Genomic DNA, 12,432 nt, shown 5'->3' with positions numbered 1-12,432 from the left:
GAAGCGGGCCACCCGGCCACCGGTGTCGAGAATCTTCTGCTTACCGGTGTAGAAGGGGTGGCACTGCGAGCAGACGTCGGCGTGGATCACGCCGTTCTCCGCGGTGGAGCGCGTCTGGAACGTGGCGCCACAGGTGCAGGTCACCGTGGTGTCGACGTACGTCGGGTGGATGTCGCTCTTCAAAGGGATCTCCTAGGTTCAGGTGCCCCGGGTCGCCCGCGGGCGCGAGCGTGAACCGGAACCGACCAACCAGTTTGCCACCGGACGGCGGCAAACTGGTAATCGAGTGCTTCTCAGTTGCCGTCGTCGGTGGAGCGGCCGCCCGCCGACGGGGTGGTCTTGTTGACCTGCAGCAGGAACTCGATGTTCGACTTGCTCTCCTTGAGCTTGCCGATCAGCAGCTCCAGCGCCGCCTGGCCGTCGAGGGCGCTCAGCACCCGGCGGAGCTTCCAGACCACGCCGGTCTCGTCCTTCGACATCAGCAGTTCCTCGCGGCGGGTGCCGGAGGCGACGACGTCGATGGCCGGGAAGATGCGCCGGTCGGCGAACTCGCGGCGCAGCCGCAGCTCCATGTTGCCGGTGCCCTTGAACTCCTCGAAGATCACCTCGTCCATCTTCGAGCCGGTCTCGATCAGCGCGGTGGCCAGGATGGTCAGCGAGCCGCCGTCCTCGATGTTGCGGGCCGCACCGAAGAACCGCTTCGGCGGGTAGAGCGCCGACGAGTCGACACCACCGGACAGGATCCGGCCGCTGGCGGGCGCCGCGATGTTGTACGCGCGGCCCAGCCGGGTGATCGAGTCGAGCAGGACGACCACGTCGTGGCCGAGCTCGACCAGCCGCTTGGCCCGCTCGATCGCCAGCTCCGCGACCGTGGTGTGGTCGTCGGCCGGGCGGTCGAACGTCGAGGCGATGACCTCGCCCTTGACGGTGCGCTGCATGTCGGTGACCTCTTCAGGCCGCTCGTCCACCAGCACGACCATCAGGTGCACTTCGGGGTTGTTCGTGGTGATCGCGTTCGCCAGCGCCTGCAGCACCATCGTCTTACCGGCCTTCGGCGGCGAGACGATCAGGCCGCGCTGGCCCTTGCCGATCGGGCTGACGATGTCGACGATCCGGGTGGTGAGCACGCCGGGGTCGGTCTCCAGCCGCAGCCGCTCGGTCGCGTACAGCGGGGTCAGCTTGTTGAAGTCCTGCCGCTGCTTGGCGATCTCCGGGTCCGCACCGTTGACGGTGTCGATCCGGACCAGCGGGTTGAACTTCTCCTTGCGCTCACCCTCCTGCGGCTGCTTGACCGCACCGGTGATCGCGTCACCCTTGCGCAGGCCGTACCGCTTCACCATCGAGAGGGCGACGTACACGTCGTTCGGGCCGGGCAGGTAGCCGCTGGTCCGGACGAACGCGTAGTTGTCCAGTACGTCGAGGATGCCGGCGGCCGGGACGAGGACATCGTCCTCGCTGATCGTCGGCTCCGGGTCGAACCGCTCGCCGCGGCCCCGGTTCCGGCTGGTGCTGCTGTCGCGGCCGGTCTGGCTGCCGTCGCGGGTGTTGCGGTCGCGGTCGCGACCCCGGCGGCGCCGGCGACGGCCGTCGCCTTCCTCACCGCGGTCGTTCTGGTCCTGCCGGTTCCGCTGGTTGTCACCGCGGTTGTCGCGGTTGCCGTCGCGGTTCTGGTTGTCCCGGGTGTCACGGTTGCCGTCGCGGCCCTGCGAGTCGCGGCCCTGGTTGTCGCGCTGGCCGTCCCGCTGGTTGTCGCGCTGACTGTCACGGTTGCGGTCGCGGTTCTGGCTGCCGTCGCGGGCGTCCCGATTCGCGTCCCGGCCCTGACCTTCGCGGGCCTGGTCCCGCTGGCTGTCGCGGTTGCGGTCGCGGTTCTGGCTGCCCTCGCGGGTGTCCCGCTGGCTGTCGCGGTTGCGATCGTCGCCGCGGTTGTCCGCGCCCTGCTCGAGCTGCGGCTCGGCGGTCGCGGTGCCGTTCTGGGCGGCGGTGGTCCCGTTCTGGGCAGTCGTCCCGTGCTCGGCAGTGGTCCCGTTCTGGGAGGCGGCCGGCACCTCGACGGCAGCGGCGGCCTCAGGGGCCGCGCCGTTCTGCGCGGCGGTGGTCTCGCTCTGGGCCGCGGCACGGGTCCGGCGGCTGCCGCCCTCGCGCTTGGCCGGAGCGGCCTTGGCCGCGGGCGCCTCGGTGGCACCTTCGTCCAGCGTCGGCTGGGTGACCTTGGCGCGGGCACCACCCGCGGGGCCGCCGGCCTGAGCGGCCTTGATCGCCTCGATCAGCTGGCCCTTGCGCAGTGCGCCGGTGCCCTTGATGCCGAGCGTCCCGGCGAGCTGCTTGAGCTCGGGGAGCAGCATGCCCTCGAGGCCGCCTCCGGCCTTCCGGCGACGCGTCGCGGTGGTGGCCGCAGCGTCGGTTCCCGGGGCCGACGTGGTGCCGGCTCCGCTGGAGGCTTCAACAGTTTCTGTCACGTGAGGTCCTTCCCACACGGATCATCGATGTCCCAGAGGGCACATCGATCAATTTCATCACCCACGACCGACGAAACGGCGACGCGGGACAAGAGGCTCTCGCTCGATCTGAGTCCCCCCGGACATCTCCAACGCAGGCGGCGCAAGGTCAAATCCACAGGAGAGTCGCCACACAACACAGGGTGCCGGGAGCACAGCCCGGATCGTGACGAGAGTTCACCGATCACCTGGAGGGGATCGGGTGAGTCGAGACTAGCACCACTACGGGTCGTTCTGCTGACTCGAGGGGTACAACGCGTGTCAGTTCCGGATCATTCCCCGGCCCGCGCACGACCTACCCCGCTTCCAGGGACCAGACCTGTACGCCGACTGGATCGATAGCCAGCTCGTACCGCGTCCAGCCGTCCGGTGGCAGCGGTGCCAGCCGGGTCGTCACTGGGCTGCCCAGGACGAGCACGGTCGGACCCGCGCCGCTGACCACGGCCGGCAGCCCACTCCCCCGGAGCTTGTGCACAAGCGCAAGGCTCTCCGGCATCGCGGGCTCGCGATAGTCCTGGTGCAGCCGGTCCTCGGTGGCGGTCATCAGCAGCTCCGGGCGCCCGGTGAGGGCCGCGACGAGCAGCGCGGCACGACCCGCGTTCGCCGCCGCGTCCGCATGCGGTACGGCGTTCGGCAGCAAGCCGCGCGCCTGTTTCGTCAGCACCCGGTTGTCTGGTACGTAAACCACCGCGACCAGCGGCTGCGCCGGTTCGAGCCGGACCGCTTTGCCGCTGCCGCCATCGGTCCACGCGATCGTGAAACCACCGAGCGCACACGCCGCGACGTTGTCGGGATGCCCCTCGATCTCGGTCGCGAGCTCGACGATCCGATCGCGGTCGAGCTGCACGCCGGCCAGCCCGTACGCCGCCGCGAGACCACCGACGATCGCCGCGGACGACGAACCGAGTCCACGCCCATGCGGAACGCGGTTCTCACACAACAGCGAGTAGCCCGGTACGTCGGCTCCGAGCGCGGCCAGGCCGGCCTGGATCGACCGCACCACCAGGTGTGACTCGTCCAGCGGCACCTCGCCCTCACCCGGACCGACCACCTCAACCCGGACCCCGGAACCACCCGGGGTCACGATCAGTTCGTCGTACAGCGTCAACGCCAAGCCGAACGCGTCGAAACCCGGGCCGAGGTTGGCGCTGGTAGCGGGGACGCGGACCCGCACCTGGTCGCAGGGGCGGCGGTCGCTCGTCTCCACCTGCTGCCCCATCAGGCCAGGCCGGCGACGCGCGCGACCGCGTCGGTGTCGGCCGGGGTGACCGGGGACTCGTTCACCTGGGCGTGATCGAGCGCGGTGTCGATGTCCTTCAGACCATGGCCTGTGACAGTGATCACGACGGTCGAGCCGCCCGGCAGCCAGCCCTGAGCCTTCGCGTGCAGCAGCCCGGCCACTCCGGCGGCCGACGCCGGCTCCACGAATACGCCTTCGCGGGCGGCGAGCTCACCCTGCGCGGTCAGGATCTGTTCGTCCGTGACCATCTCGATCCGGCCGCCGGACTCGTCCCGCGCGGCCTCGGCCAGCGTCCAGGACGCCGGGTTCCCGACCCGGATCGCAGTCGCGGCCGTGTCCGGCTTCTCGACGATTGCGCCACGCACGATCGGTGCCGCGCCCTCGGCCTGGAATCCCCACATCTGCGGCGTTTTCGAGGCGAGCTTGTCCTTCGCGTACTCCTGATAGCCCTTCCAGTAGGCCGCGATATTGCCCGCGTTGCCGACCGGGAGCAGATGCAGGTCGGGGGCGTCGCCGAGCGCGTCGCACACCTCGAACGCAGCGGTCTTCTGGCCTTCCAGGCGGACCGGGTTGACCGAGTTCACCAGGGCGACCGGGTAGTGCTTGCCGAGCTCGCGCACGATCCGCAGGCAGTCGTCGAAGCCACCGTCGATCGAGACCAGCTTGGCGCCGTGGACGACGGCCTGGGCGAGCTTGCCCTTCGCGATCCGGCCGGCCGGGATCAGCACGAGCGGGAGCAGTCCGGCGCGGACGGCGTACGCCGCGGCCGACGCCGAAGTGTTGCCGGTCGAGGCGCAGACGACCGCCTTGTCACCGGCCTGCGCCGCGAGCGAGATCGCCACCGTCATCCCGCGGTCCTTGAACGAGCCGGTCGGGTTGTTGCCCTCGACCTTGAGCCAGACCTCGCACCCGGTCTGCTCGCTGAGCCACTGCGCGGCCACCAGCGGCGTCCCGCCCTCGCCGAGCGTGACCACGGGGGTGTCCGCCGAAACAGGCAGTCGGTCCCGGTATTCCTCGATCACGCCTTGCCACTGGTGAGCCATTGATCTACTCGCCTTCTACCCGCATCACACTGCTGACTTCACGAACGATGTCCATGTCACGCAGGGTCTCCACGGTCGCGGACAACGCGGCGTCGGTCGCGGTGTGAGTGACCACCACCAGCTGCGCGTCACTGCCCCGGCCCTCCTGGCGGACGGTCTGGATCGACACGTCGTGCTCGGAGAACGCGTGGGCCACCGCCGCCAGCACACCGGCCTTGTCGGCCACGTCCAGCGATACGTGGTAGCGGGTCATCGCGTCACCCATCGGCCGCACGGCTCGCTGGGTGTACGACGACTCGCCGACCCCCGGCACTCCCTTGAGCCGGTTGCGCGCGGCGGACACGAGATCCCCGAGGACAGCACTGGCCGTCGGGGCGCCGCCGGCACCACGACCATAGAACATCAGCTGGCCCGCCGCTTTGCTTTCCACGAACACGGCGTTGTACGCGTCCCGAACACTGGCCAACGGATGCGTGGCCGGGATCATCGCCGGATACACCCGGGCGCTGACCGAATCGGTCGCCTCGTCCAGCTCGCAGATCGCCAGCGACTTCACCACGCAGCCCATCTCGCGGGCCGAGGCGATGTCGGTCGCGCTCACCTCGGTGATGCCCTCGCGGTGCACGTCGGCGATGGAAACCCTGGTGTGGAAGGCCAAACTCGCCAGCAGCGCCGCCTTGGCGGCCGCGTCGAACCCCTCGATGTCCGCTGTCGGGTCGGCCTCGGCGTACCCGAGGGCCTGGGCCTCCTCGAGCGCCTCGTCGAAGCCGGCGCCGGTGCTGTCCATCTTGTCGAGGATGTAGTTCGTGGTGCCGTTGACGATGCCCATCACCCGGGTCACGTCGTCACCGGCGAGCGACTCGCGCAGCGGCCGCAGGATCGGGATCGCGCCGGCCACGGCGGCCTCGAAGTAGAGGTCGCGCTCGTACTTCTCCGCGGCCGCGAACAGCGTCGGGCCGTCCTCGGCCAGCAGCGCCTTGTTCGCCGTGACCACGGACGCGCCGTGCTCGAGGGCGGACAGGATCAGGCTGCGGGCCGGCTCCAGTCCGCCGATCACCTCGATGACCAGGTCCAGGTCACCACGGGAGACGAGCGCCTGCGCGTCGGTGGTGACGAGCGACGGGTCGACGGCGATGTCGCGCTCGCGTCCGGCCCGGCGTACGGCGATGCCGGCGATCTCGAGCCGGGCTCCGACGCGGGCGGCAAGGTGGTCAGCCTGCTCGGTCAGGATCCGCACCACCTCGGTGCCGACCACGCCACAACCGAGCAGGCCTACCTTCAAGGGTTTCTCGTTCACTCCGCCCCCATGTCCAGTGCCAGCAGGTCGTCTTCGGTTTCCCGGCGTACGACGATCCGCGTTCGACCGTCCTTGACCGCGATCACCGGTGGCCGCGGCACGTGGTTGTAGTTGCTCGCCATCGACCGGCAGTACGCGCCGGTACCGGGGACGGCGATCAGGTCACCGGGCTGCACGTCCGACGGGACGAACTCGTCCTTCACGACGATGTCCCCGGCCTCGCAGTGTTTGCCGACCACCCGGGCCAGCGTCGGCTCGGTGTCGGAGTACCGGTTGGCGAGCGTGCAGGAGTAGTCGGCGTCGTAGAGCGCGGCGCGGATGTTGTCGCTCATGCCGCCGTCCACCGACACGTACGTCCGCGCGGCGCCGGCGTCGAGCTCGACCTCCTTGACCGTGCCGACCGAATAGACCGTGCACACGGCCGGGCCGACGATCGCGCGACCGGGCTCGATCGACACCTTGGGGACGTCGACCTGGAAGGCACGGCACTCGTGCTCGACGATCTTGCCCATCTCGGTGGCGAGCTGTGCGGGGTCGGACGGGTCGTCCTGCGTGGTGTACGCGATCCCGAAGCCACCACCGAGGTCGAGCTCCGGCATGTCCACGCCGAGCTCCTCGGAAACCCTTGCGTGCAAGGCGATCACGCGCTTCGCGGCAACCTCGAACCCGGACGAGTCGAAGATCTGCGACCCGATGTGCGAGTGCAGCCCGAGCAGCTCCAGCTCCGGCGCTTCGTTGACTCGGGCAACGGCTTCGAAGGCGGCGCCGGAGGTGATCGAGAAGCCGAACTTCTGATCCTCGTGCGCGGTCGCGATGTACTCGTGGGTGTGCGCCTCGACGCCGGCGGTGACCCGGATCATCACCGGTGCGACCGTGTTGCGCTCACCGGCGAGCTGGATCAGCCGGGTGATCTCGTGCTGGGAGTCGACGATGATCCGGCCGACGCCCGCGTCGAGTGCGCGGGCCAGCTCCTGCTCGGACTTGTTGTTGCCGTGGAACCCCAGGCGCTTCGGGTCGGCCCCGGCACGCAAGGCGACGGCCAGCTCTCCCCCGCTGCAGATGTCGAGGTTCAGGCCTTCTTCCATCACCCAGCGGACGATCGTCGTACACAGGAAGGCCTTGCCTGCGTAGTAGACGTCGAAGTCCTTGAACGCGTGCTTGAACGCGCGGGCCCGGGCACGGAAGTCGTCCTCGTCCAGCACGTACGCCGGGCTGCCGTGCTCGGCGACCAGGTCCCGCAGGTCGACGCCGCCGACCTCGAGGGCGCCTTCACCGTTCTTCTTCGCGGTGTTCGACCAGAGCGCGGTGACCAGGTCGTTGGGGTCCCGCGGCGCGCGCAGCCACGGCGGTGCCTTGTGGCCGATGTCGGCGTGCAGCGCGCCCGCCTCGTGCGCCCTCACATCCGCTCCGGAGCGGAGACGCCGAGCAGGTCCAGCCCGTTGGCGAACACGGTCCTCGTCGCGGAGACCAGGGTCAGGCGAGCCTTGTGCACCGGCTCCACCTCCTCGTCGCCGCGCGGGAGCACGCGGCAACTGTCGTAGAACTTGTGGAACGTCGCCGCGGTGTCCTCCAGATAGCGGGCGATCCGGTGCGGCTCGCGCAACTCGGCGGCGGTGGCGACGACCCGCGGGAACTCGGCCAGCGCGCGGAGCAGGTCGCCCTCGCGCTCATGGTTGAGCAGGCCCGGGTCGAACTCGTCCAGCTTGATGCCGAGTTCGTCAGCGTTCCGCAGGATCGACGCGAGCCGGGCGTGCGCGTACTGCACGTAGTAGACCGGGTTCTCACTCGCCTGGCGGGTCATCTCCTCGATGTCGAGCGTCAGCGGGGAGTCGGCCGGGTAGCGGCAGAGCGTGTACCGAAGCGGGTCGACGCCGCCCTCCTCGACCAGCTCGGCCAGCGTGACGATGGTGCCGGCTCGCTTGGACAGCCGCATCTCCTCGCCGCCCTTGAGGATCTTCACCAGCTGACCGATCAGGATCTGGATGTTCTGCTCGGGGTCGTCGCCGGCGCAGGCCGCGATCGCCTTCAGCCGGTTCACGTAGCCGTGGTGGTCGGCGCCGAGCAGGTAGATACAGAGGTCGAAACCCCGCTCGCGCTTGTTCACGTAGTACGCCGCGTCGGAGGCGAAGTACGTCGGTTCACCGTTGGAGCGGATCAGGACCCGGTCCTTGTCGTCGGTGAAGTCCGTGGTCCGCATCCACAGCGCGTCGTCGGCGTCGTACAGATGACCTTGCTCGCGGAGCTTCTCGATCGCGTGGCCGACACCGTCCTGCTCATGCAGGCTGCGCTCGGAGAACCACACGTCGAAGTGCGTGCGGAAGTGCTCGAGCTGACCCTGCTGCTCCTTGAGCTGACGCTCGTACCCGGCCTCGCGGAAGGCGACGAGCTGCTCGGACTCCGGCAGGTCGGTGATGCCGGGGACCTCCGCGACGATCTGCTTGGCGAGGTCGAGGATGTACTCGCCGTGGTAGCCGTCCTCGGGGACCGGCTGACCGTTCGCCGCGGCCTGCAGGCTGGCGCCGAACTTGTCCATCTGAGCGCCGCGGTCGTTGATGTAGAACTCGCGGCTGACCTTCGCGCCGGCGGCGGTGAGCACCCGGGCGAGGGCGTCGCCGACGGCGGCCCAGCGGGTGTGGCCGAGGTGCAGCGGGCCGGTCGGGTTGGCGGAGATGAACTCCAGGTTCACCGTCTGGCCGTGCAGGCTGTCACTCGTGCCGTAGCTCACTCCGGCGTCCAGAATGGACTGGGCGATCTTGCCCTGGGCGTCCGCGGCGACCCGGAGGTTGATGAAGCCGGGGCCGGCGATCTCGACCGCGGTGATGGCTTCGTCGCCCTGCAGCTTGGCGGCCAGCAGCTCGGCGAACTGGCGCGGGTTCATCCCGGCGCGCTTGCCGAGCTGCATGGCGACGTTCGTGGCGTAGTCCCCGTGCTCGGGGTTCTTGGGGCGCTCGACCTTCAGCTCGCGCGGCAGCCCGCCCTCGACGGTGATGGCGCCGTCGTCGGCGAGCGCGGCCAGGGCCTGCAGGATCTTCTCAGCGAGCTGTTCCGGAGTCACCGCCTCAGCCTAATGGCCCGCGCCCCGATCCCTTGACTCAGCATCCACAGCCCGGTACGGGGTCAGCGCCGGGCACTCACCGTGATGTGCGCGTTGCGGGTCAGCGGGGTGTCCCAGGGGGCAGCTTTGCCGTCGACGGTGACCGTGAGGGACTTGCAGGCGTCCGCCAGGCAGCCGGCGTCGTACTTGAGGCCCCAGAGGGTGAAGAACTGGGCCAGGGTGGGCTGTTCGGAGGTGGTTTTGGCTTCGACGTAGATCAGGCCGTCGGTGGTGTGGGTGTGGATGGCGGCCTGCTCGGCGCGGAGGCGGTCGATGCCGACCCCGGCGGGGACCTGGACGGGCTTGCCGTCGACGGTCACTTTCAGCGTCACGGTGTACGGCGAGGGGCCGGAAAAGTCGAGCGGGAGTCGCTCGAAACCGGCCTTGTCGATGTACGAGACCGCGTCGCGGGGTGCATCCCACGGTGGCGGACCGGTGCGGAGGTCAGCAGCTGCGGGCGGTGCGGGACCTACCTGGCAGCCGCCCGTCACGATGCTCATGAGGAGCAGGGCGGCTGCCGTCACGCCCGCCCGGCGCCACCTGCCTGCTCTCATGGAGAGCCAGGTTGCCATGCGGGCGCGGGCGGGCTGCCGGAGGGTCAGCCCTCCGAGGGCATCAGCACCCAGAGCACGATGTAGATGAGGAACTGCGGACCGGGCAGCAGGCAGCTGACGACGAAGATCAGGCGCATCGTGTTCGCCGAGATGCCGAACCGGCGGGCCAGTCCGGCACAGACACCGCCGATCCAGCGACCGTTGGACGGGCGGACCAGAGTGGTAGCCATGGGTACCGATTTCCTTTCCTTGACGGGCTTACATCCACTATGACGCCGCGTCACCGAAAGTCGATCCCGCCGCACCGCCCTTCCAGGGTCCGCTCAGGGGTCCCCCGGGCACCCTCCTCGGTGAGCCACCCGATTCGGGGAATGCCATAACCTCCTGCTACTGTTCTGCACGTTCCTGAGCCCCCGTAGCTCAGGGGATAGAGCACCGCCCTCCGGAGGCGGGTGCGCAGGTTCGAATCCTGCCGGGGGCGCGGACGATCTGGGCGATCCTTGCTCGCGGAAAGCGCGAGCCTTGGATCGCCCGTCGTGTTTTGTGGGGGTGCGACCCCCACGCCCCGCCCGGAGGGGCTTCGCCCCCGGACCCCCCGGGTTGGCTGTGGTTGCCGTTTGCGGTTGCGCCTGGGAGAGGTGGCTGTTTCAGGTTCGCGTTGTTCGGTCTGCGGCGGGGGTCCGGCCGAAGGCTTGGTGGTAGGCGCGGGTGAAGTGGGCGGGGCTGGTGTAGCCGACCTGGTAGCCGACTTCGGCCGCGGTGCCTGCCTGCGTCCGGAGCAGGACCCTGGCCTCCTGCAGGCGGATCTGCTTCTGGAACTGGATCGGCGTCATCGAGGTCGCCGCACGGAAGTGGCGGTGGAAGGTCGAGGGACTCATGCCGGCCAGATCGGCCAGGTCGGCTACCCGGATCGGTTTGCTGTGATGGCGGCGGATCCAGCGGATCGCTTGCGAGATGTGGGCGAGCATTCCGTCGGCCAGCCCGATCTGCCGGACCAGCGCTCCCTGTTCGCCGGTCAGCAACCGCCACAGGATCTCCCGCCGGATCCCCGGCACCAGCACGCGGACGTCGGCGGGCCGGTCCACGATCCGCAGCAGCCGTACGACGGGATCGAGCAACTCGGGTGTCGCGTCGCTGACCACGAGACCGGCGTACTGGGCCGGCATGGCCGGTGTCTCCAGCAGCAGTGGCGCGATCTCCACCGGATCGAGCCGCAGGCTGACCACGGCGAACGGCTCGTCCCGGCTCGCCTTCAGCGCCTGGCCGATCACCGGAAGGTCCACCGAGGTCACCAAGAACTGCCCGGCGCGGTACTCGTAGGCCACACCGTTGAGCAGCGTCCGTTTGACGCCCGAGGCAACGATCGCGACCGACGGCCTGGCCACTCCGGCGCTCGGCTCGGTCGGTTCGTCGACCCTGCTGACCTGCACCCCGTCGATCAACTGCCGGCTGTGCCCGCGCTGTCCGACGGCGTGCCGGGTGATGAGAGTCCCGAGCTCGGGCAAGAGGTCCACTTCCCCAGTGAACCAAGTCGGCAGGATCGCGCAAGCCGGCGCCAGGATCACGCTCACGCTCGAGGGCTCCGCGGTGCTGTGATCGAGAGGTCAGAGCAATCACGAGAAAGGCACCATGACCGTGCAACGCAGAACCCTCGGCGCCACCGGTATCTCGGTCAGCGACGTCGCCCTCGGCGCAATGATGTTCGGCGCGATGGGCAACCCGGACCACGAGGACTCGGTCCGGATCATCCACCGCGCGCTCGACGCGGGCATCAACCTGATCGACACGGCCGACGTCTACTCCGGCGGGGAGTCCGAGGAGATCGTCGGTACGGCGATCAGGACGCGACGCGACGACGTCGTACTGGCGAGCAAGTTCGGCCTGCCGATGGGCGACGACCCGAACCAGCGCGGCGCTTCCCGCCGGTGGATCATCCGGTCGGTCGAGCACAGCCTGCGCCGGCTCGGCACCGACCACCTCGATCTGTACCAGCTGCATCGCCCGGACCACGACACGGACCCGGCCGAGACGTTGTCCGCATTGTCCGACCTCGTGCAGGCCGGGAAGATCCGCGCGTTCGGTTCGTCGATGTTCCCGGCGGAGACCATCGTCGAGGCACAGTGGACGGCAGAGCGTCGTGGCACGCACCGGTTCCTGTCCGAGCAATGCATGTACTCGATCCTGACCCGCCGGCCGGAGGCGTCCGTCTTCCCGGTGGTCCAGCGGCACGGACTCGGCGTACTCACGTTCAGCCCGCTGAACGGTGGTTGGCTGTCCGGCCGGGCGAACCTGGCGTCGTCACACCGAGCGTCGACTCGGCCGTCCAGCTACGACCCGTCGAGTCCGACCGGTCAGGCGAAGACCGCGGCGGTGGCGAAGCTCACCGCGCTCGCCGGTGAGGCCGGGATGACGCTGCCGCAGTTGGCCACGGCCTTCGTCCGGGCGCACCCGGCGGTGACGTCGGTCCTGATCGGCCCGCGAACCCAGGAGCAACTCGACAGCCTGCTGCCCGCCGCCGAGATCGACCTGCCCGCCGACCTCCTCGACCAGATCGACGAGATCGTCCCGCCCGGCACCGAACTGGACCCGGCCGACAACTACAACGCCACTCCCCCGGCAATCGAGCACACCAACCTCCGCCGTCGCTGAGCCGCCACCGCCATGGTCTGGTAATTCCCCGGTCACGGTTCGAAACTGAGGCTGGGG

The 12,432-nt window shown here is 69.4% G+C and carries 11 protein-coding genes and 1 tRNA gene; 2 read left to right on the top strand and 10 right to left on the bottom strand.

Annotated features, from left to right (window positions below):
* From rpmE to AB0E63_RS38365, 9 genes are all read right to left on the bottom strand, one after another.
* Window positions 1–183: 50S ribosomal protein L31 (gene rpmE, locus AB0E63_RS38405; protein ID WP_360377347.1), on the bottom strand; the 183-nt coding region annotated here is incomplete at its 3' end.
* A gap of 110 nt (window positions 184–293) precedes the next feature.
* A complete protein-coding gene (rho, locus tag AB0E63_RS38400; RefSeq protein WP_360377345.1) occupies window positions 294–2,459 on the bottom strand; it encodes a transcription termination factor Rho in 2,166 nt (721 codons plus the stop codon).
* A 334-nt stretch (window positions 2,460–2,793) separates the two neighbouring features.
* Entirely contained in the window at window positions 2,794–3,717 is a 924-nt protein-coding gene (thrB, locus tag AB0E63_RS38395) for a homoserine kinase (RefSeq protein ID WP_360377342.1), read from the bottom strand.
* Entirely contained in the window at window positions 3,717–4,781 is a 1,065-nt protein-coding gene (gene thrC / locus AB0E63_RS38390; RefSeq protein ID WP_360377339.1) for a threonine synthase, read from the bottom strand. The genes thrB and thrC overlap by 1 nt, the downstream gene beginning before the upstream one ends.
* Window positions 4,782–4,785: 4 nt before the next feature.
* On the bottom strand, window positions 4,786–6,063 hold the full coding sequence (locus tag AB0E63_RS38385) for a homoserine dehydrogenase (protein WP_360377337.1): 1,278 nt from the start codon (window positions 6,061–6,063) through the stop codon (window positions 4,786–4,788).
* A gap of 11 nt (window positions 6,064–6,074) precedes the next feature.
* The gene (gene lysA / locus AB0E63_RS38380; protein ID WP_360377334.1) at window positions 6,075–7,478 is read right to left on the bottom strand and encodes a diaminopimelate decarboxylase; all 1,404 of its coding nucleotides are present in this window, start codon (window positions 7,476–7,478) and stop codon (window positions 6,075–6,077) included.
* On the bottom strand, window positions 7,475–9,133 hold the full coding sequence (gene argS, locus AB0E63_RS38375; RefSeq protein WP_360377331.1) for an arginine--tRNA ligase: 1,659 nt from the start codon (window positions 9,131–9,133) through the stop codon (window positions 7,475–7,477). Before argS ends, lysA begins: the two co-directional genes overlap by 4 nt.
* A gap of 62 nt (window positions 9,134–9,195) precedes the next feature.
* Window positions 9,196–9,672, bottom strand: a complete 477-nt coding sequence (locus AB0E63_RS38370) for a hypothetical protein (protein ID WP_360377328.1) — start codon at window positions 9,670–9,672, stop codon at window positions 9,196–9,198.
* 98 nt (window positions 9,673–9,770) lie between these two features.
* On the bottom strand, window positions 9,771–9,956 hold the full coding sequence (locus AB0E63_RS38365; RefSeq protein ID WP_328519087.1) for a PspC domain-containing protein: 186 nt from the start codon (window positions 9,954–9,956) through the stop codon (window positions 9,771–9,773).
* Between the two features lie 179 nt (window positions 9,957–10,135).
* Between AB0E63_RS38365 and AB0E63_RS38360 the strand changes: the two genes are divergently transcribed.
* Window positions 10,136–10,207: transfer RNA gene (locus tag AB0E63_RS38360), tRNA-Arg, on the top strand.
* Between the two features lie 166 nt (window positions 10,208–10,373).
* Here the strand turns inward: AB0E63_RS38360 and AB0E63_RS38355 are convergent.
* Window positions 10,374–11,240: an AraC family transcriptional regulator gene (locus tag AB0E63_RS38355; protein ID WP_360377325.1), complete on the bottom strand. Its 867-nt coding sequence runs from the start codon at window positions 11,238–11,240 to the stop codon at window positions 10,374–10,376.
* 115 nt (window positions 11,241–11,355) lie between these two features.
* On the opposite strand from AB0E63_RS38355, the gene AB0E63_RS38350 reads away from it, so the two are divergent.
* On the top strand, window positions 11,356–12,375 hold the full coding sequence (locus AB0E63_RS38350; protein WP_360377322.1) for an aldo/keto reductase: 1,020 nt from the start codon (window positions 11,356–11,358) through the stop codon (window positions 12,373–12,375).
* The last annotated feature ends 57 nt before the right edge of the window (window positions 12,376–12,432 follow it).

The organism is Kribbella sp. NPDC026596 (assembly GCF_040638415.1).
In the GTDB taxonomy this organism is placed as follows: domain Bacteria; phylum Actinomycetota; class Actinomycetes; order Propionibacteriales; family Kribbellaceae; genus Kribbella.
The sequence above is the reverse complement of the archived record's forward strand: the minus strand, read 5'-3'. Positions and strand labels throughout refer to the sequence as shown.

Excerpts from the sequence above, each read along its gene's own strand:
- thrB (WP_360377342.1), bottom strand. The coding sequence starts at position 3,717 with ATGGGGCAGCAGGTGGAGACGAGCGACCGCCGCCCCTGCGACCAGGTG.
- thrC (WP_360377339.1), bottom strand. The coding sequence starts at position 4,781 with ATGGCTCACCAGTGGCAAGGCGTGATCGAGGAATACCGGGACCGACTG.
- AB0E63_RS38370 (WP_360377328.1), bottom strand. The coding sequence starts at position 9,672 with ATGAGCATCGTGACGGGCGGCTGCCAGGTAGGTCCCGCACCGCCCGCA.
- AB0E63_RS38365 (WP_328519087.1), bottom strand. The coding sequence starts at position 9,956 with ATGGCTACCACTCTGGTCCGCCCGTCCAACGGTCGCTGGATCGGCGGT.
- AB0E63_RS38350 (WP_360377322.1), top strand. The coding sequence starts at position 11,356 with ATGACCGTGCAACGCAGAACCCTCGGCGCCACCGGTATCTCGGTCAGC.